Below are 19,201 nucleotides of genomic sequence, written 5' to 3'. Positions count from 1 at the left end.
CATGTTGCCGACTTCACTACATCACCCTCCCGTACCACCACACCGACAGCGCCGCCGCCAGCAGGGCCAGCGCAGCGCCGGCCAGGGACAGCAGCGCAGAGATCTCGGTCTCCTTCTTTTCCACCGTCAGCCGTGAGCTGAGGGTTTCGTACACCTTTTTCAGGTCGGCCGCCGTGGCGGCATGGAAGTATTCGGCGTTGGTGCGGGTGGCCACGGCCTTCAGGGTTTCCTCGTCCAGCCGTACGCGCATCGACCAGCCCTCGAAGCCAATGGTTTCGCCCTGCACCGTGCCCACACCCACGGTGTACACACGCACGCCGCGGTCAGCGGCCCACTTGGCGGCCTCCAGCGGGTCCACGCCGGTGGTGCGTTGGCCGTCGGTCAGCATGATGATGGCGGCGGAGTTGTACGAGCCCGGTGCCACGGGCGTGAAGCTCTTGGCCGGGTCCTGCTTGCCGATTTCGTCGATGGGCTGGGCACGCATGGCCTGGCGGCCCCCCAGGGCGGAGATGTCGATCCCCGCGTCGGGGAAGATGGTGGCCAGCGACAGCATGATGCCGTTGCCCGTGGCGGTGCCGCGCTGTAGCTGGAAGCTGTCGATGGCTTTGACGAGGTCCTCACGGCTTTGCGTGGGCAGCTGGGCCAGTTGCGCGCTACCGGCAAACGCCACGATGCCCACGCGCACGTGGCGGGGCAGCTCGGCAATGAAGGCCTTGGCCGCGTTCTGCGCGGCCGTCAGGCGGTCGGGCTCCACGTCGGTGGCACGCATGCTGCCCGACACATCCATGGCCAGCATGATGGTCTGGTCCTGCGAGGGCAGGGTGATCACCGCCAGCGGGCGCGCGGCGGCCAGCAGCAGCGCCACCAGGGCCAGCAGGAACAGGGCAGGCGGGATGTGGCGGCGCAGGCGCTGGCCAGGCCCCAGGGCCTCGCGCACCAGCGACAGGCTGGAATAGCTGAGCGCTGTTTTTTTGCGGCGATGCAGAAGCCACCAGTACAGCAGCACCAGCACGGGGACTGCCAGCATCAGCCAGAGCAGGGTGGGCCAGAGAAAAACCATGGTGGCGTGTCCTAGGGGTGCATGGGTTGGGGTGGGCGGTGGCGCGGGCTGTAAAGGGCGGGGTCAGGCGGCCACCGGCTGGGAGGCCCATGGCAACGACGGGGTCGGGGGGCGGCGCACGCGGCGCTGGCGCATGTCCATGAAGCGCAGCAGCGCGTCCACCAGGTCGTCGTCGGTACACAGCTCCAGCGTGTCGGCGCCGGCTTTGGCCAGGCCCTCGCGCAGCACGGCTTCGCGCTGGGCGGTCAGGCGTGCAAAGCGGTGGCGAAAACCCGCGTCGTGCGTGTCCACCTGCAGCTGCTCGCCGCTTTCGGCATCGCGCAGCGTCACCAGGCCCACGTCGGGCAACTCCAGCTCCAGCGGGTCGAGCAGGCGCACGGCCACCACATCGTGGCGCTGCGCCAGCTGGGCCAGGGGCTTTTCCCACCCGGGCGCGCTGATGAAGTCCGACACCACAAACACCGTGGAGCGGCGGCGCAGGTTGGCCAGGCCGGTTTGCAGCAGCCGGTGCAGCTCGGTGGCGCCCCCCTGGGGGGCCTTGCCGTGCGCGGGGGCGGGGGGCGCCAGCAGCCGGTGCACCAGATGCAGCACATGGGCGCGGCTGCTGCGGGGGGGCAGCACGGTATCTACGGCGCGGCCTGCGGCGTTGCCCGCGCCGTAGAGCATGGCGCCCACCCGGTTGCCATGGCGTGTGAGCAGGCGCGACAGCACGGCCACAAAGCCGGTGAGGATGTCGCGCTTGGCGTTGCCCTGGGGCCCGAAATTGATGGACGGGCTCAGGTCCAGCAGGAACCAGGCGGACATCTCGCGGTCTTCGGTGAACACACGCACGTGGGGAATGCTCAGGCGCGCAGTCACGTTCCAGTCGATGTGGCGCACATCGTCATGGGGCTGGTATTCGCGCAGGTCCGCCAGATCCAGCCCCGCGCCGCGCATGAGCGTGCGGTAGTCGCCCTGCAGCAGACCATCCAGCCGGCGGATCACCTTCCATTCGAGCTCGCGCAGCAGCCGGTCGGCCTGCCCGGGCAGGGTGGGCAGGGTTCGGGGCGCAGCGTTTGGGGCGGACGGGGTGGGGCTCATGGTGGGGGCGCTCGGCGGGTGTTCAGGCGGCTTTCTTTTCGTGGTGCAGCGGCCGCGCAGGCGCGGGCACCTTGGCCATGATGCGGGAGATCAGTGCGTCGGCGTCCAGCCCTTCGGACAAGGCCTCGTACGACAGTGCCACGCGGTGGCGCAGCACATCGGCGGCCAGGTCGGTCATGTCTTCGGGCAGCACATAGTTGCGCCCGCGCAGCATGGCCAGCGCCTGGGCGCCCTCGGCGAGCGCAATGGTGGCACGCGGGCTGGCACCGCAGCTGATGTAGCCGGCCAGGTCCTTCAGGCCGTGGCGCTCGGGATCCCGGGTGGCAGCCACCAGCTTCACGGCGTACTGCAGCATGGACGGGTCTACATACACCGTGCGGCATTCGGCCTGCAGCGCCGCCAGCTGTGCGGTGGTGGCCACGGGCAGCACCTGCACGGGCACATCGAGCGCGCGCTGGGCGATCACGAACTCTTCTTCCTCGGTGGGATAGCCCAGCAGCACCTTCATCATGAAGCGGTCCACCTGCGCCTCGGGCAGCGCGTAGGTGCCTTCGGTCTCGATGGGGTTTTGCGTGGCCATCACCAGGAAAGGCTCGGGCACCTTGTGCGTTTCTCCCGCAATGGTCACCTGGCGCTCCTGCATCACCTCCAGCAGTGCGCTTTGCACCTTGGCCGGGGCGCGGTTGATCTCGTCGGCCAGCAGCAGGTGGGTGAACACCGGGCCCAGCGTAGTGCTGAATTCGCCGGTTTTCTGGTTGTACATGCGCGTACCCACCAGGTCGGCGGGCACCAGGTCGGGCGTGAACTGGATGCGCTTGAAGCTGCCCTGGATGGTGCTGGCCAGGGTCTTCACCGTCAGCGTCTTGGCCAGGCCAGGCACGCCCTCGACCAGCAGGTGGCCCTGGGCCAGCATGGCGACCATGACGCGCTCCAGAAAGCGGTCCTGGCCGACCACCACGCGTTTGACTTCGTAGAGCACCTGCTCCATCAGGGTGGCGGTGGCGGCGGTGGGCGACGTGACGGGTTCCATGGTGTTCCTTGGGGCGGTTGGACAGAAAGATGCCGTCAGAACGGCGGCATGCCCACGGCCGAGGCCGCGTTTTCAATAGGTACTGCGAATCCGATGCCGATGAAGGTGCGTGCCGGCGTGGGGTTGAGAATGGCGGTAACAATGCCCACCACCTCGCCATCGAGCGTGATCAGGGGGCCGCCGGAATTGCCGGGGTTGGCGGCCGCGTCAAACTGGATCAGGTTGCTGAGCTGGCGCTGCCCCTCGGGCGACGTGAACTCCCGCTTGAGCCCGGACACCACTCCCGCCGATGCCGAAGGCCCGATGCCGAAGGGAAAGCCCACTGCGACCACATGGTCGCCTGCGCGCAGATCCTGGGTGGAGCGCAGGGGCGCGGCCTCCAGGTCATCGGGCACCTTGTGCGCCTGCAGCACCGCCAGGTCGTTCTCGGGTTGGGCGCCGGTGATGCTGGCTGTGGTTTCCAGCCCGTCGTGGAAGGTGACGGTGATCCGGTCGGAGCCCGCCACCACATGCAGGTTGGTCAGGATGATGCCCTTGTCCACGATCACCACACCCGTGCCCACACCCCGTTCCACCTCCTGCTTGCCGTTCTTGCTGCGGCCATAGCCCACCACCCGCACCACCGACGGGGCAATGGCGTTCGCCGCCCGCGCCGCGGCAGACGGCGGCGTGGTGGTCTCCAGAGTGCGCAGCACGGCCGCGTCGATGTCGTCCTGGGTGATGCGGCGGGGCCCCGGGCGCTGGTGCAGCCACAGGCTGTACACCAGCAGCGCGGCAAGCAGCGCAATCAGGGTCCAGAGAACCCTGACGTGGCGTTTGGAAAGGCTGGTGGTGGCGACTGCCGAGGTAGCGGGCGCCACGGGTGCAGGCGCGTCGTGGTCGCCTGCAGGCGCTTGCGGCGCGCCCCCGCTGGCGGCCGAGTCCTGCGCAGGGCGGCGGGCGGGGCGGGAGCTGCTGTAGAGGGCGGGCCGGGGCATCCTGTCACCTTTTCTACGGATAACACCACTCCAGGTGGCGCACGGTTTTTACGTTAGCACGGATCGCCGGGAAGTGCACTTGCAAGGTTTCATGGGGCATCATCCCCGCATGACTGCCTGGATAGACACCCATTGCCATCTGGATGCGCCTGAGTTTGACCCCGACCGCGACGCCGTGCGTGATCTGGCGCGAAGCCGGGGCGTCATCCACTGCGTGATTCCTGCGGTGGAGCGCAGCAACTGGGCCGCCGTGCGCGGGCTGGCACACCGGCACGGCGACAGCTATGCGCTGGGCATCCACCCCCTGTACACGGGGCATGCGCTTGACGCCGATCTGGAGCTTCTGGAGCACGAACTGACAGAGCACCGCGCAGACCCGCGGCTGGTGGCCATTGGCGAGGTGGGGCTGGATTTTTTCGCTCCTGGTCTCGATCCGGACCGCCAGGAGCGCTTTTATCGGGCCCAGCTGTCGCTGGCCCGCCGCTTTGACCTGCCCGTGGTGCTGCATGTGCGGCGTTCGGCCGACCGCCTGCTCAAGGGCCTGCGCGAATTGCCCGTGCGGGGAGGCATTGCGCATGCATTCAACGGCAGCCTGCAGCAGGCGCGTGCGTTTGTGGACATGGGTTTCAAGCTGGGGTTTGGTGGCGCACTCACCTTTGACCGCGCGCTGCAGCTGCACCGCCTGGCCACTGAGCTGCCCCTGGATGCGCTGGTGCTGGAAACCGACGCACCCGACATCCCGCCCCACTGGTTGTATGCCACCGCTGCCCAGCGCGCCGCCGGACTGCCGCAGGGCCGCAACACGCCGGGCGAATTGCCGCGCATTGCCCAGGAGGCCGCGCGCCTGCGCCACCTTTCCCTGGACCAGCTGGCGCAGGCCACGCGGGCCAATGCCGTGCAGGCGCTGCCGCGGCTGGCGGCGCTGGGGATTTGAAAAAACCTGCGAGAGATGGCGATTTTTGCAAAGGGGCAATAGGCGCTGGGTAGGATGCAAAACTTGGCGGGGGTGTTGCCCCCAGAATTTGTTGGATGATGTTTTGAAGACCCCATGAAACAACGCCTGCTGGGCCTGATGCCCTCCCCCGAAGCGCTGCGCGGCAACCGCTGGTTGCGCTGGCTGGGGCCAGCATTGCACCACCCTCGCCTGTGGCACATGAGTCGCCGGGGCATCGCGCTCGGGATGGCGCTCGGCGTGTTCTTTGGTCTCCTCATCCCTATCGCCCAGATCCCGTTTGCGGCCGGGGCTGCCGTGGCGCTGCGCGCGAATGTGCCGGCTGCGGTGGCAAGCACGCTGGTGACCAACCCGGTCACGTTTGGCCCCGTCTACTATGCGGCCTGGCGCCTGGGCAGCGCCATTCTGGGCGACCCGGTGCTGCCGGGGCAGGAGCTCCCCTTGCCCGATGACGTTATCGTCGAATCACCCGAACGCAGCTGGTGGGAGACCCTGGTGTTGCGCCTTCGCAGTGTGGGCAAACCGCTCATGCTGGGGCTTGCGCTGGTGGCCACGGGTGTGGGGTTGTTGACCTACGTGCTGGTGACGTGGATCTGGTTTGCCAAGGTGAAATGGTCGCGCCACAAGCGGCGCGCCGCACCCGGCCGGGCTGCCGCGGATTAACCGCCGCGAGCATGCACGCCCACGCCCCTTCCCGTCACCCACCCGCTGTGCAACGCGGCCCGCTCTTTGCCTGCAGTGGCGGCAGGCTGAGTCCTCCGTCATGAACATCGTCCCCTTGGCCCACCTGGCGATGTGCGCGGCGCTTGCAGCGATCGCTGCCGGGTCGGTCCCGGCGCAGGGACAGCTGCGGGAAGGCATTGCGCTGTTTGTAATCATCGGCGGGCTGTGGATGACACAGGCCCTTCCGTTGGCGGTGACCGCTCTGGCCGTACCGCTGCTGGCCGTTTTGGCAGGGATCATGCCGGTGCGCCAGGCGCTTGCACCGTTTGCGCATCCGGTGATCTTCCTGTTTCTTGGCGGGTTTGCGCTGGGTGCCGCGCTGTCCCGGCTGGGCCTGGACCAGGCGCTTGCACAGGCCGTGCTGCGGGTGGCGCACGGCCGTCGGCTGGCCGCCGTGCTCCTTCTGGGCGCACTGTGTGCGCTGTTGTCGATGTGGATGAGCAACACCGCCACCGCCGCGATGATGGTGCCGCTGGCGCTGGGCCTGCTGCGCGGCGAGCAGGGCTCCGTGCACACCGCGGGCCCCCGGGAACAGGCTTTTGTGCTGCTGGTCCTGGCCTACAGTGCCAGCATTGGTGGCATTGCCACGCTGGTGGGCAGCCCGCCCAATGCGATCGTGGCGGCACAGCTGGATATTGGGTTTGCGCAGTGGATGCGCATGGCGCTGCCCCTGGTGCTGCTGCTGTGGCCCGCCATGGTTGGTGTGCTGTTTCTGGTGCTCCGCCCCTCGCTGGGCGGGCGTTTTCAAGGAGATCCCACCCCTTTGCAGTGGACGCGGGAGCGCCGCATCACCGTGGCCATTTTTGTCCTGACGGCAGCAGGCTGGGTGGGCGGGGCGCCCCTGGCCGCGTGGTGGGGCATTGGCGCCGACATCGACACCCTGGTGGCGCTCGCCGCGATCGTTGCGCTGTCACTCACCGGTGTGCTTACATGGAAGGACGTTGAGCAGAACGTGCAATGGGGCGTGTTGCTGCTGTTTGGCGGAGGCCTGGCGCTGAGTGAAGTCATGGCCTCCACGGGTGCCAGCACTTACCTGGCCGCAGCCCTGCTGGCCGCGGTTGATCAGGCACCGGCGTGGCTTGTGTTGCTGGGTGTTGTGGCTTTTGTGGTGTTGCTGACGGAATTCGTGAGCAATACCGCCAGCGCTGCGTTGCTTTTGCCCGTGTTTTTGCCGGTGGCATTGGCGATGGGTTTTCCGCCCGTTTCCATCGGGGCGCCATTGCAGTGGCGGCTTCGTGTGCTTTCATGCTCCCTGTGGCCACACCGCCAAACGCCATCGTGTTCTCCACCGGGCTGGTTTCGCAGGGCACGATGATGCGGTGCGGGTTGTGGCTCAACGCCGTCAGCATCGTCACAATCACGGGCGTTGCTTTGTGGGGTTGGTCATGAGTTTGTGGGGAATGCTCTCCGGTCTGGTGGGCGGCTTGGGAATGTTTCTGCTGGGGATGACGATGATGACCGACGGGCTGCGTCTGGCCGCCGGACCCGCGCTGGAACGCATCCTGGCCGGTGCCACGCGAACCCGTCTGCATGCGCTGGGCTCCGGGGTGCTGGTCACGTCGCTCGTGCAGTCTTCGAGCGCCGTGACGGTGGCGACCATCGGTTTCGTCAACGCGGGCTTGTTGCCTCTGGGTGCCGCCCTGTGGGTTCTGTTCGGTGCCAATGTGGGCACCACGATGACCGGGTGGATCGTGGCGCTGGTGGGGCTCAAGTTCAAGGTGGAAGCGCTGGCCCTTCCCTTGGTAGGCGTGGGCGTCGTCATGCGGCTCACCGGCGAAGGTCAGCGCAGGGGTGCACTCGGTTCCGCGCTGTCAGGCTTTGGGCTGCTTTTCATCGGGATTTCGATGCTGCAGCAGGCGTTTACAGGCCTGGCGGGTCAGGTCACCCTGCCGCAAGGCGAAGGCGCGCTGGCTGTCGCGGCGCAGGTCGGTGTGGGGGCGATGATGACGGTGCTGATGCAGTCCTCCAGTGCCTCCATGGCCATCGCCCTCACGGCGGCCCAGGAAGGGTTGCTCACGCCGCAGGGTGCTGCAGCGGTGGTCATCGGTTCCAACGTGGGAACCACGGTCACGGCCGTGCTCGCGACACTGGGCGCCACGGCCAACGCCCGCCGCGCTGCGGCGGCGCATGTGCTGTTCAACGGGATCACCGGCGCGGTAGCGCTGGTGCTTCTGCCCTGGTTGGTGCCAGGCATCGCCGTCGCGCGGGAGGCGCTGGATCTGCCGCCCGATCCGGCGGCCAAGCTGGCGCTGTTCCACACCATTTTCAATCTGATGGGCGTGCTGCTGATGTGGCCGCTCGCCGGCGCGCTGGCGCGCTGGTTGCAAAGCCGGTTCAGGGTGCGCGAGGAGGACGAGGCCCAGCCGCAGCACCTGGATGACAACGTGCTGGCGGTGCCGTCTTTGGCGCTGGACGCACTGGAGATGGAGGTGGCCCGCATGGGGCACGCCGCCGTGCGGCTTGCGCGCTCGGTCCTGCATGGAACGCCACTGCGCGAGCTGGAGCGCGATCAATATGTGGTTGCCCAGCTGGATGCCGCTGCAGACGCCTTTGTCGAGCGCATGAATCGCGCAGCCATGGCCCAGGGCACCAGTGAGAGGCTGGCCCAGGTACTGAGAGTGCAACGCTATTACCAGACGACCGCGCAGCGCGCATTGGACGCTGCCCGTCTGGCCCCCATGCCCGGAGAACCCGTGCGCACGCAGCACACCGCGTTTATGGAGAAGGCGGATGCCGTGTTGGCCCTGTGCGATCCGCTGGCGGGCCATGTCAGCCTGGCTGAAGTACTGGCTTGTGCAGACGCCATGGAAGCGTCGTACCAGAGTGTGAAGGCTGCATTGCTGGCCATTGGTGCCCAAGGCCAGTTCCGTCTTGTTTCCATGGAGGATTCGCTGGGGCACCTCAGCGCCCTGCGGCACGCCGCGCAGCAGGCCGTGAAGGCGCGCAAGCACCAGCGCAACGGGGTGGAGCAGGAGGTTGCTGGCGAATCGGCCGGGCCGTCGCCGACCGTGCTGGCATGACGGAGCGCCCCAGTCCGGCTGATCGCCTGGAAGGTTTGCCGGCCGTGGTGTCGCCCCGCACACGGGTTCTGGTGCTGGGCAGTTTTCCCGGAGCGGCCTCGCTGCGCATGCAGCAGTACTACGCGCACCCGCAGAACCACTTCTGGCGCATCTTGCAGGCGCTGTGGCCGCGCCATCCCCTTCCCGCCGTTTACGACGGTCGGTGCCAGTGGCTGCTGGATCGCGGTTTGGGGGTGTGGGACGTGTATGCGAGTTGCGTGCGCGCGGGCAGCCTTGATGCATCGATACGCGACGCCGCCATGAACGACTTTGCGTCGCTGCGGGTGCACTGCCCCCGGCTCAGCGCGGTTGCTCACAATGGTGCGGAGAGCTTCGGGCACGCGCCTGCGGTGCTGCGCGGCCTGCAGGGCGGCGCCGGGCAGCATGCAGGGGCGTCTATCGAATCCATTAAGCTGCCGTCCACCAGTCCGGCAAATGCCGCCTGGAATTTTGATCGTAAATTGGCCGCCTGGACCGATGTGATGGCCCGGCACGGATTGCTGTGAATGACCCGCAAGAAAGAAAACAAATTGGCCGAACTGCCGGAAGTCAGTGTGTCGGACGACGGCGAAGTCCGGCACCTGCATTTGGGCACGCCCTGGATACAGGGCTCCATGCGGGTCGACCAGCCCTTTGATATCGAGCTGGAATATGTACAGCGCATGATGGCCTGGCTCCTTTTTGTGGACCCTGCCCAGGTGTCCAAAGGCCACGCGATGCAGCTGGGTCTGGGCGCGGGAGCCATCACCAAGTTCTGCCACAAGAAGCTGCGCGTGTGCACCACCACCATCGAACTCAATCCCCAGGTGCTGGCGGTGTGCCGACAGTGGTTCAAGCTGCCGCCGGATGGTCCCAAGCTGCGGGTGGTGATCGCCGACGCTGCGCAGGAGATCCGCAACCCCATGTGGCTGGGAACGGTAGACGCCCTGGCGGTGGACCTGTACGACCACGAGGCCGCCGCGCCCGTGCTCGACAGTGCGGCGTTTTATGCCGACTGCCGGGCCCTGCTGTCGGACACCGGGAGCATGACCGTCAACCTGTTTGGCCGCGCGTCCAGCTTTGACCGCAGTCTCAAAAGCATGGCGCAGGCGTTTGGCGACGATGCCCTCTGGGCATTCAAACCCACTCGGGAGGGCAATACCGTGGTGCTGGCCCAGCGCACGGCATCCCGCCCCAAGCGGGCTGAGCTGGTCGCCCGCGCCGAAGCCGTACAAGACCGCTGGGGCCTGCCCGCCAGCAAGTGGCTTCGGGTGTTCAAGCCTGTAGCCGCCTGATATTTGGGCCTGCGGTGCGCTGCATGCCTTTGAAAGGATTGAAATGAAAGCTGATTCGGACCTCGCCACTGCCGCGAGCGTGGCGCCCTATCGCGGTCCGGTGGACTGGCGCCGCGTGGTGGAGTGGCTCAGCGACGACGGCGTGATTTCGCGCGAGGAGGCCAGGCGCACGATTTCGCGTTGCTCGCAGGCCGAGAGCTCGCAGCATGCACTGGTGCGGCTGGCCAACGTCGCCATGGAGCGGGCCAGCGATGGCAAACCGCTGGACATCGAGGCCTTGTCCGAATACCTGGCGAAGCGGGCCGGTCTGCCCTACTTGCGCATCGACCCGCTCAAGGTGGATGTGGGCCGTGTCTCCGACACCATGAGCGCCACCTATGCTGAGCGCCACAAGGTGCTGCCGGTCCAGGTGACCACCAAGGAAGTGGTGGTAGCCACTGCCGAGCCGTTCATTGATGACTGGGTGGCCGAGGTGGAGCGGCAGTCCCGCCGCACGGTACGCCGTGTGGTGGCCAGCCCGCTGGACATTCACCGGTTTACCGCCGAATTTTTTGCCCTCGCCAAATCCGTGCGCGCTGCCCAGAAGGCGGGCGGCAACTCCGGCGGCAGCAGCTTCGAGCAGCTGGTGGAGCTGGGCAAGAGCAACAAGCAGCTCGATGCCAACGACCAGGGCGTGGTCAAGGTGGTGGACTGGCTCTGGCAGTACGCCTTTGACCAGCGTGCCAGCGACATCCACCTGGAGCCCCGGCGCGACCAGGGCGTGATCCGGTTTCGCATCGACGGCGTGCTGCACCCTGTCTACCAGATGCCCATGGGCGTTCACAACGCCATGGTCTCGCGCATCAAGCTGCTGGGCCGCATCGACGTGGTGGAAAAGCGCCGCCCCCAGGACGGCCGCATCAAGACCCGCAACCAGCGCGGCGACGAGGTGGAAATGCGCCTGTCCACCCTTCCTACAGCGTTTGGCGAGAAGATGGTCATGCGGATTTTTGACCCGGACAACGCGGTCAAGGATCTGGACGCGCTGGGCTTTGCCCAGCACGATGCCGAGCGCTGGGAAAGCCTGGTCAAGCGCCCGCACGGCATCATCCTGGTGACGGGGCCCACGGGTTCGGGCAAGACCACCACGCTGTATTCCACCTTGAAGCGGGTGGCGACCGAAGAGGTCAACGTGAGCACGGTGGAAGACCCGATTGAAATGATCGAGCCCAGCTTCAACCAGACCCAGGTGCAGCCCCAGCTTGATTTCAACTTCGCCGAGGGCCTGCGTGCCCTCATGCGCCAGGATCCGGACATCATCATGGTGGGCGAAATCCGCGACCTGGAAACCGCCGAAATGGCCATTCAGGCCGCGCTGACGGGGCATCTGGTGTTCTCCACGCTCCACACCAACGACGCACCCTCGGCCATCACCCGCATGATGGAACTCGGGGTGCCGCCCTACCTGCTCAACGCAACGCTGCTCGGTGTGCTTGCCCAGCGCCTGGTGCGCACGCTGTGCAAGCAGTGCAAGCAAAAGGACGAAGCCGCGCAGCGGGAAACCCTGATGGAAGTGGTCAAGCCCTGGAAGCTCAGCGGCGGGTACCACCCGTACAAGCCGGTGGGGTGTGTGGACTGCCGCATGGGCGGCTTTCGCGGGCGCATGGGCCTGTATGAGCTGCTCACGGTGACCGAGGCACTCAAGGACAAGATCAACCAGGCGCCGTCGATCGACCAGTTGCGCCGCCAGGCGGTACAAGATGGCATGCGCCCCTTGCGGCTGGCGGGCGCGCTGCGGGTGGCCGAGGGCTTGACCACCCTGGAAGAGGTGATTGCGGCGACCCCGCCGCTGGAATAGCCGCACTTTCCCCGGAGGTTTCTCCTCTCCGGGCGGCCATGCGTTACCAGGTGTAGGTGGAATCCACATCTGTTTGACCCCCCGTTGCACGCACAATCGCGCAGTCGAGATTCCCGCCAAGGAGACAATTCGTGAAAATCAAAAGTCAAAAAGACTTCTTTGCCGGCCTCATGTTCATGGGGGTGGGCGTGGCGTTTGCGTGGGGTGCCACCACGTACAACGTCGGAACCGGTGCGCGCATGGGCCCCGGGTACTTTCCACTGATGCTGGGTATCCTGCTCGCCTTTATCGGCGGCTTGATCACCTTCAAGGCCATGACGGTGGAAACCCAGGATGGCGACAAGATCGGCAAGTGGGCCTGGAAGCCGCTGTTCTTCGTTCTGGCTGCCAACTTCGTGTTCGGCATTCTGCTGGCAGGCCTTCCCAGCTTCGGAGTCCCGGCGATGGGCCTTATCGTCGCGATTTATGCCCTGACCTTCATTTCAAGCCTGGCGGGTCAGGAGTTCAACGCGAAGTCCGTGTTCATCCTGGCCACCATACTCGCAGCGGGCAGTTACGTGGCATTCGTCTGGGCGCTCAAGCTGCAGTTCCCTGTGTGGCCGAGTTTCATCACGGGTTAAGCAGGAGCACCGACCATGGATCTTATTGACAATCTATCGCTGGGTTTTGGTGTTGCGTTCACCTTCCAGAACCTCATTTACTGCTTTGTGGGCTGCCTGCTGGGCACGCTGATCGGTGTGTTGCCCGGCATCGGCCCGGTGGCCACCATCGCCATGCTGCTGCCCGCCACCTACGCGCTGCCCCCGGTGGCTGCGCTGATCATGCTGGCAGGTATCTATTACGGCGCCCAGTACGGCGGCTCCACCACGGCCATTCTGGTGAACCTGCCGGGTGAGTCATCGTCGGTGGTCACCGTGATTGACGGCTACCAGATGGCGCGCAAGGGCCGTGCGGGGCCGGCGCTGGCTGCTGCGGGTCTGGGTTCGTTCTTTGCAGGGTGCGTGGGCACGCTGATCCTGGCAGCCTTCGCGCCACCACTGACCGAGGTAGCGTTCAAGTTCGGCCCTGCTGAATATTTCTCGCTGATGGTGCTGGGCCTGATTGGTGCCGTGGTACTGGCCTCTGGCTCGCTGCTCAAGGCCGTGGCCATGATCGTGCTGGGCCTGCTGATGGGCCTGGTGGGTACCGACGTGAACTCCGGCGTTGCCCGCTTCAGCTTCGATGTGCCCGAACTGACCGACGGCATTGGTTTCGTCACCATTGCGATGGGCGTGTTCGGCTACGGTGAAATCATTGCCAACCTGTCCCGTCCGGAGGACGAGCGTGAGGTTTTCACCGCCAAGGTGGAAGGCCTGTTCCCCACCAAGGAAGACTTCAAGCGGATGCTGCCCGCAGTGATCCGCGGTACCGCTCTGGGTTCTGCCCTGGGCATCCTGCCGGGCGGTGGCGCTCTGCTGTCGGCTTTTGCTGCCTACACGATCGAAAAGAAGACCAAGCTGCACCCCGGTGAAGTTCCTTTTGGCCAAGGCAACATCCGCGGTGTCGCTGCGCCTGAAGCTGCCAACAATGCCGGATCGCAGACGTCCTTCATTCCCCTGCTGACACTGGGCATTCCACCCAATGCGGTGATGGCGCTGATGGTGGGTGCCATGACCATCCACAACATCCAGCCCGGCCCGCAGGTGATGACCAGCAACCCCGAGTTGTTCTGGGGCCTGATCGCCTCGATGTGGATTGGTAACGCGATGCTGGTAGTGCTGAACCTGCCGCTGATCGGCATCTGGATCAAGCTGCTGACGGTGCCTTACCGCTGGCTGTTCCCCTCCATCGTGCTGTTCTGTGCGGTGGGCGTGTATTCCACCAACAACAACACGTGGGATATCTGGATGGTGGGCCTGTTCGGACTGGTGGGTTACATCTTCCACAAGCTGGGTACCGAACCTGCGCCCTTGCTGCTGGGCTTCATTCTGGGCCCGATGATGGAAGAGAACCTGCGCCGCGCGCTGCTGCTCTCGCGCGGCGATTGGAGCGTGTTTGTCACGCGTCCGCTGTCGGCGGGCCTGCTGGCTGCAGCGTTACTGCTGCTCATCATCGTGCTGCTGCCTTCAGTGAAGAGCAAGCGCGAGGAAGCCTTCGTGGAAGACTGACCGGGCGCGCTTCCAGCTTCCGACATGAACAACGGCACCCTCGGGTGCCGTTTTTTTTGGAGAGGCGATTCAGTTTCACGGGCGGTGTACCAGTACACAATCGCGCACCGAGGTCCGCATGCCCATACCGTTTCACCCCCGGCAGCATCCCCACCGGGCGATGCTGCACAACGAAATCCACGCCCGCCCGCCCGAGGCGATCACGTCGCCCGTGGCCATCGTGCACATTGTCATGCTGGCCGACGCCGCCGGGCGTGAAGCGAGCCGGGCGCATGTGGCCGCCCTTTTGCGCAACCACCACCTGGCCCTGCCCGATGCGGATACCAACCACCTGCGCATGGACCTGGGGGCCTACCGCCTGCGCTGGGAGCTGCACACCGAGTTTGTCTCCTGGACCTTCATGGTGCCCATGAGCGCCGAGGCCTTTGGCGAGCGCGAGCCCGCCAGCGCCGCCGATGTGGTGCCGCGGGACTGGCTGGCCGCGTTGCCCGGGCAGTGCCTGTGCAGCCTCAACCTGTGGGTGCTGCCCACGCACACGTTCGGATCGGGTTCGCTGGTCAGGCATGTGCTGCATGAGGACACGCTCGTGGCCTCCACCGTGGCCGATGGGCATGGCGAGGTGTACACCGACTTTGCGATCCACGCCGATGGGTTCTCGCGCATGGTGCTGCTGGCCGGCGGCATGACCCAGCGGCGCCTGGGCCGCCTGGTGCAGCGCCTGCTCGAAATCGAAACCTACCGCATGGCCGCGCTGCTGGGCCTGCCCGCCGCACGCGAGGCGGCCAGCGCACTGGCCTTTGCCGAGCGGGAGCTCGCTGCGCTGGCGGACGCGATCCGCACCGCCAACCGCGATGCCGAGCCCGCACTGCTGGACCGGCTCACCCGGCTGGCCGGGCAGGTGGAGAGCCAGTATGCAGCCACGCACTCGCGTTTTTCGGCCAGCAGTGCCTACTTTGAATTGCTGGACCGCCGCATCCAGGACATCGCCGAATCGCGCCTGGCCGGCATGCAGACCATCCGCGAGTTCATGGACCGGCGCCTCACGCCCGCGCGCAGCACCTGTGAATGGGCCGCCCGGCGGCAGGATGCGCTGTCGCAACGGGTATCGCGCATGAGCAACCTGCTGCGCACACGGGTGGAGATTGAGCAGCAGCAAAGCAGCCAGTCGCTGCTGACCGCGATGAACCACCGGCAGGATTTGCAGCTGCAGATGCAGTCCACCGTGGAGGGGCTGTCGGTGGCGGCCATCACGTACTACATCGTGGGCCTGGTCAGTTATCTGGCGAAGGCCGCGCAGGCGCTGGGCTGGCCCCTGTCGCCCGAAACCACGGCGGCGCTGGCGATCCCGGTGGTGGCGGCCGGTGTGTGGTGGTCGCTGCGGCGCCTGCACCACCGGGTGTTTCGCAAGCCCCCGGCGGGCTGACAGACCCCGGCCGCTATCGCCGTGCCATCGTGCATGGCGGTGCCACCCGCACGCAGCGTCGATGGCGCGGGGCTGGGCCCCGTGCGACACTGGGCCATGCCTGCCACGTGGGCCATCGCCGCAGCGGCCGGGTACGGCCGTGCCGTCATTCTCTTGCGAAAATTCTCATCAAAATTGGTTCAAACGCAATCTGGTAAAGCGCAAGTAGCTACTAAAAATGTAGCGACTGGCATCACGCTGGCCCTCCTGGGCTCCATCGCCTTCAGTGGCAAGGCCATCATCGTGAAGCTGGCATACCGCCATGGGGTGGATGCGGTCACGCTCATCATGTACCGCATGCTGTTTGCACTGCCCATCTTTGCCGTGATGGCCTGGTGGGCCAGCCGGGGTAAGCCGCCGCTCACCCGCAAGGACTGGCTGGGCGTGCTGGGGCTGGGGCTCACCGGTTACTACCTGGCGAGCTTTCTCGACTTCGCAGGGCTGGCCTACATCAGCGCCAGCCTGGAACGCCTGATCCTGTACCTCAACCCCACCCTGGTGGTGATGCTTGGCTGGGTGCTGTACCGGCGCGGCATTCGCTGGGGGCAGGCGCTGGGCATGCTCATCAGCTATGCCGGGGTGGTGCTGGTATTCGGCCACGAAGCCAACCTGCAGGGTGCTGACGCCGCATGGGGTGCGCTGCTGGTGTTCATGAGCGCGGTCAGCTATGCCATCTATCTGGTCTACAGCGGTGAGCTGGTGCAGCGCCTGGGCGCATTGCGCCTGGTGGGCCTGGCCACCACCGTGGCCTGCCTGCTGTGCCTGCTGCAGTTCGTGCTGCTGCGCCCTTTGAGCGCCGCCGTGGTGGCCCCGGAGGTGATCTGGCTGTCCGTCCTCAACGCCACGCTGTGCACCGCGGCACCGGTGCTGATGGTGATGATGGCCATCGAGCGCATCGGCGCGGGCACCACCGCGCAGACCGGCATGGTGGGGCCGCTGTCCACCATCCTCATGGGGGTGTGGATTCTGGGGGAGCCGTTCACCGTGTGGGTGGCTGCCGGTACGGCCCTGGTTCTGGTGGGCATCTTTGTGTTCACCCAGCTGGCGCGCCGCTGATACCAGGCACCAGGCGCAAAAACTACGCTCAGCCGGATTTGCGGGCCGCAGCGGGCCGGGCAGGTGGCGCGGGGGCAGGGCGGAGGGGCGGCGCGGCAAGGCGTTCGGCAAGGGTGGCGCGCGAGCCGCCCAGCCCGTCGAGCTGGCGGCCCATCGATTGCTCCAGGTACTCCATGCGCGCCTGCGCGGCGGGGTGGGTGGACATCTGCAGCGTGAACAGCGGGTTGTCGGGCGTCACGGTGCGCAGCTGCTGCAGCACCGACACCAGGCCGTAGGGGTCAAACCCCGCCTTGGCCGCCAGCGATACGCCGGTGCGGTCGGCTTCGAACTCGTCCGTCTGGCTCAGGCCCTTGGTGTAGACGGTGCGGAACAGCGACAGCAGCTGGTCGCGCACGAGCTGGCCGGCCACATTGCTGGTGCGGATCTGCGAGGCCAGCACCCGGGTGCCCAACCCGGCCATCGCGCTCTGGCGGATGGCCTGCAGATGGTGCCTGGAGGTGACGTGTGTGATCTCGTGCGCGAGGATGCCCGCCAGTTCGGACTCGTCGGCGCAGCGGTCAATGAGCCCCTTGGTCACGAACACATAACCGCCGGGTGCGGCAAAGGCGTTGTAGCCGTTGTCGTCCAGCACCACAAAGGTCCAGGGCAGGCCGGGGCGCGGCGAGTGCAGGCTGATCCAGCGGCCCAGGCGGTTCACGTAGCCCTGCAGCGCCATGTCGGGATGCGCGGGCTTGGCGCCCAGCAGCAACGCGGCCAGCTGGCGGCCGATCTCGATCTCCCTGGGTTCATCGATGTTCTCCATCGACTGGGTCAGCAAGCTGATGAGGTCATCACCCTGCGCAGGTGGCGCACCCGCAGCACCCGTGAGGGCCGAGCCCAGCCCGCCGCCCAGGGAGTTCAGGATGTTCATCACGTTCTGGCTGTGGGCCAGCAGCGGGGCTGCCGCCAGCGCCGCCGCCAGCGTTGCCAGGCGGGCACAGCGCGTCCATGCGGGAGTTCGGGGCACGTTCATCTCCTCAGTTGGGGCTGTGGTTGGGGTCCGACGGGCTGCTGAAGCTGCCGCCGGAACGTCCGCTGGAGGTGGGCAGGGGGGGCTGTGCCAGCGCAGGCACATCGCGCGCCTTCAGCGACGCCGTGCTGGCAAACTGCCGCGCCTGGTCGGCATTGACGCGCAGTGCCTCGGCCCGGCCGACGGCGGCCGGGTTGGGCTGCGCGTTGGCAATGTCTTCGGCGCCCAGCCCGCGGATACCTACCGTCGAAGTGGCGGTGGTGGTGGGCCCGCTGTTGCCGCCAAACAACCCGCCCAGCCCGCGCAGGCCGCTGGTGGCCGCGTTGCTGGCGGGTGCTGCCGAGCCCGATGACGGGCCCAGGTCAAACATGTGCACCCAGCCTGATGCGCCCTGCGGTGTGGTGACCCGCGTCCAGGGGCCCTTGCGCTCGTTGCTGCGCGTGACCACTGCGTTGGCCTCCAGCGCCGCCACGCTCGCGCCGCTGTCGGCGGGGGTGTCGCGCAGCTGCGTGGCACGCTTGACCACTGCGGCCTCCTGCGCCTGCGCACCGCCTGCCAGCAGCGCCAGCGCAGGCAATGACAGCCAGAGGGCAAGGGCTCCGCGGTGTAGCCGGTTCATCGTCGTGCTCTCCAATTATGATTTGGGCGAAAGCACATGTATCAGTGTGCAACTTGGAGATTGTTATGGATTTGGGTATCGCAGGCAAATGGGCGCTGGTGTGCGGCGCGAGCAAGGGGTTGGGCTATGGCTGCGCGCAAGCGCTGGTGCGCGAGGGCGTGAACGTGGTCATCAATGCGCGCAACGCCCAGGCATTGAATGAAGCTGCTACAAAATTAATAGCTGATAGCGCAGAACTGGTAAGCGCTGGAGGCCAAAAACACTCTAAACCCGTGGTGCTGGCCGTTGCCGCCGACATCACCACTGCCGAGGGGCGGGCCGCCGTCTTCTCGGTGGCCGGTGGGCCGGGGCGCGACTTCGACATCGTGGTGACCAATGCCGGCGGCCCACCCACCGGTGACTTCCGCGACTGGGACCGTGACGCATGGATCAAGGCGGTGGATGCCAACATGCTGACCCCCATCGAGCTCATCAAGGCTACGGTGGACGGCATGGCCGCACGCGGCTATGGCCGCATCGTCAACATCACCTCCAGCGCCGTGAAGGCGCCCATTGACATCCTGGGCCTGTCCAACGGCGCGCGCAGCGGGCTGACCGGCTTCGTCGCGGGTGTTTCGCGCAGCAAGATCGCCGCCCGTGGCGTGACCATCAACAACCTGCTGCCGGGCAAGTTCGACACCGACCGGCTGGCCGCCACCGTGACCGCCGCCGCCAGCAAGGCCGGCAAGAACGTTGAGGACGTGCGGGCCGCGCAGCAGGCGCAGATCCCGGCCGGGCGTTATGGCCGCGCCGACGAGTTCGGCGCCATCTGCGCGTTTCTGTGCAGTGTGCACGCTGGCTACATGACGGGGCAGAATGTGCTGGCGGACGGGGGCGCCTACCCCGGCACGTTCTAGCGGTGGCAGGCTGCGCCCGT

At 66.5% G+C, this 19,201-nt stretch carries 18 protein-coding genes; 12 read left to right on the top strand and 6 right to left on the bottom strand.

The window, feature by feature from the left end:
• Positions 1-16: 16 nt before the first annotated feature.
• The 4 genes from AAFF19_RS18085 to AAFF19_RS18070 form a co-directional block, all read right to left on the bottom strand.
• A complete protein-coding gene (locus AAFF19_RS18085) occupies positions 17-1,060 on the bottom strand; it encodes a VWA domain-containing protein (RefSeq protein ID WP_182118693.1) in 1,044 nt (347 codons plus the stop codon).
• A 63-nt stretch (positions 1,061-1,123) separates the two neighbouring features.
• Positions 1,124-2,140, bottom strand: coding sequence for a DUF58 domain-containing protein (locus tag AAFF19_RS18080; protein ID WP_182118692.1), 1,017 nt, complete (start codon positions 2,138-2,140; stop codon positions 1,124-1,126).
• Positions 2,141-2,162: 22 nt separating this feature from the next.
• Complete coding sequence (locus tag AAFF19_RS18075) at positions 2,163-3,170, bottom strand: MoxR family ATPase (RefSeq protein ID WP_182118691.1); 1,008 nt, start codon at positions 3,168-3,170, stop codon at positions 2,163-2,165.
• A 35-nt stretch (positions 3,171-3,205) separates the two neighbouring features.
• Positions 3,206-4,147 carry a trypsin-like peptidase domain-containing protein gene (locus tag AAFF19_RS18070; protein ID WP_342720721.1) on the bottom strand — a complete coding sequence of 314 codons (942 nt, stop codon included), beginning with the start codon at positions 4,145-4,147 and terminating at the stop codon, positions 3,206-3,208.
• A 109-nt stretch (positions 4,148-4,256) separates the two neighbouring features.
• On the opposite strand from AAFF19_RS18070, the gene AAFF19_RS18065 reads away from it, so the two are divergent.
• The 11 genes from AAFF19_RS18065 (at position 4,257) to AAFF19_RS18015 (ending at position 16,657) form a co-directional block, all read left to right on the top strand.
• On the top strand, positions 4,257-5,081 hold the full coding sequence (locus tag AAFF19_RS18065) for a TatD family hydrolase (protein WP_342720720.1): 825 nt from the start codon (positions 4,257-4,259) through the stop codon (positions 5,079-5,081).
• Between the two features lie 114 nt (positions 5,082-5,195).
• Entirely contained in the window at positions 5,196-5,762 is a 567-nt protein-coding gene (locus AAFF19_RS18060) for a DUF2062 domain-containing protein (protein ID WP_008907268.1), read from the top strand.
• 100 nt (positions 5,763-5,862) lie between these two features.
• A complete protein-coding gene (locus AAFF19_RS18055; protein ID WP_342720719.1) occupies positions 5,863-7,137 on the top strand; it encodes a DASS family sodium-coupled anion symporter in 1,275 nt (424 codons plus the stop codon).
• 70 nt (positions 7,138-7,207) lie between these two features.
• The gene (locus AAFF19_RS18050; protein WP_342720718.1) at positions 7,208-8,842 is read left to right on the top strand and encodes a Na/Pi cotransporter family protein; all 1,635 of its coding nucleotides are present in this window, start codon (positions 7,208-7,210) and stop codon (positions 8,840-8,842) included.
• Entirely contained in the window at positions 8,839-9,387 is a 549-nt protein-coding gene (locus AAFF19_RS18045) for a DNA-deoxyinosine glycosylase (RefSeq protein WP_342720717.1), read from the top strand. Before AAFF19_RS18050 ends, AAFF19_RS18045 begins: the two co-directional genes overlap by 4 nt.
• A complete protein-coding gene (locus tag AAFF19_RS18040; protein ID WP_008907271.1) occupies positions 9,388-10,155 on the top strand; it encodes a hypothetical protein in 768 nt (255 codons plus the stop codon).
• Positions 10,156-10,198: 43 nt separating this feature from the next.
• Complete coding sequence (locus AAFF19_RS18035; protein WP_342720716.1) at positions 10,199-11,992, top strand: ATPase, T2SS/T4P/T4SS family; 1,794 nt, start codon at positions 10,199-10,201, stop codon at positions 11,990-11,992.
• 131 nt (positions 11,993-12,123) lie between these two features.
• Complete coding sequence (locus AAFF19_RS18030; RefSeq protein WP_342720715.1) at positions 12,124-12,612, top strand: tripartite tricarboxylate transporter TctB family protein; 489 nt, start codon at positions 12,124-12,126, stop codon at positions 12,610-12,612.
• Between the two features lie 15 nt (positions 12,613-12,627).
• Positions 12,628-14,139 carry a tripartite tricarboxylate transporter permease gene (locus AAFF19_RS18025; protein ID WP_008907274.1) on the top strand — a complete coding sequence of 504 codons (1,512 nt, stop codon included), beginning with the start codon at positions 12,628-12,630 and terminating at the stop codon, positions 14,137-14,139.
• A gap of 118 nt (positions 14,140-14,257) precedes the next feature.
• Complete coding sequence (locus AAFF19_RS18020; protein ID WP_034695936.1) at positions 14,258-15,562, top strand: DUF3422 domain-containing protein; 1,305 nt, start codon at positions 14,258-14,260, stop codon at positions 15,560-15,562.
• Between the two features lie 33 nt (positions 15,563-15,595).
• On the top strand, positions 15,596-16,657 hold the full coding sequence (locus AAFF19_RS18015; protein WP_008907276.1) for a DMT family transporter: 1,062 nt from the start codon (positions 15,596-15,598) through the stop codon (positions 16,655-16,657).
• Positions 16,658-16,685: 28 nt separating this feature from the next.
• On the opposite strand, the gene AAFF19_RS18010 is transcribed toward AAFF19_RS18015, so the two are convergent.
• A complete protein-coding gene (locus tag AAFF19_RS18010) occupies positions 16,686-17,669 on the bottom strand; it encodes a M48 family metallopeptidase (protein ID WP_342720714.1) in 984 nt (327 codons plus the stop codon).
• 4 nt (positions 17,670-17,673) lie between these two features.
• Complete coding sequence (locus AAFF19_RS18005) at positions 17,674-18,285, bottom strand: SH3 domain-containing protein (RefSeq protein WP_182118683.1); 612 nt, start codon at positions 18,283-18,285, stop codon at positions 17,674-17,676.
• A gap of 65 nt (positions 18,286-18,350) precedes the next feature.
• On the opposite strand from AAFF19_RS18005, the gene AAFF19_RS18000 reads away from it, so the two are divergent.
• Positions 18,351-19,181, top strand: a complete 831-nt coding sequence (locus AAFF19_RS18000) for an SDR family oxidoreductase (protein WP_342720713.1) — start codon at positions 18,351-18,353, stop codon at positions 19,179-19,181.
• Positions 19,182-19,201 lie beyond the last annotated feature (20 nt).

The sequence above is a fragment of the Acidovorax sp. FHTAMBA genome (assembly GCF_038958875.1).
Classification (GTDB): domain Bacteria; phylum Pseudomonadota; class Gammaproteobacteria; order Burkholderiales; family Burkholderiaceae_C; genus Acidovorax.
The sequence above is the reverse complement of the archived record's forward strand: the minus strand, read 5'-3'. Positions and strand labels throughout refer to the sequence as shown.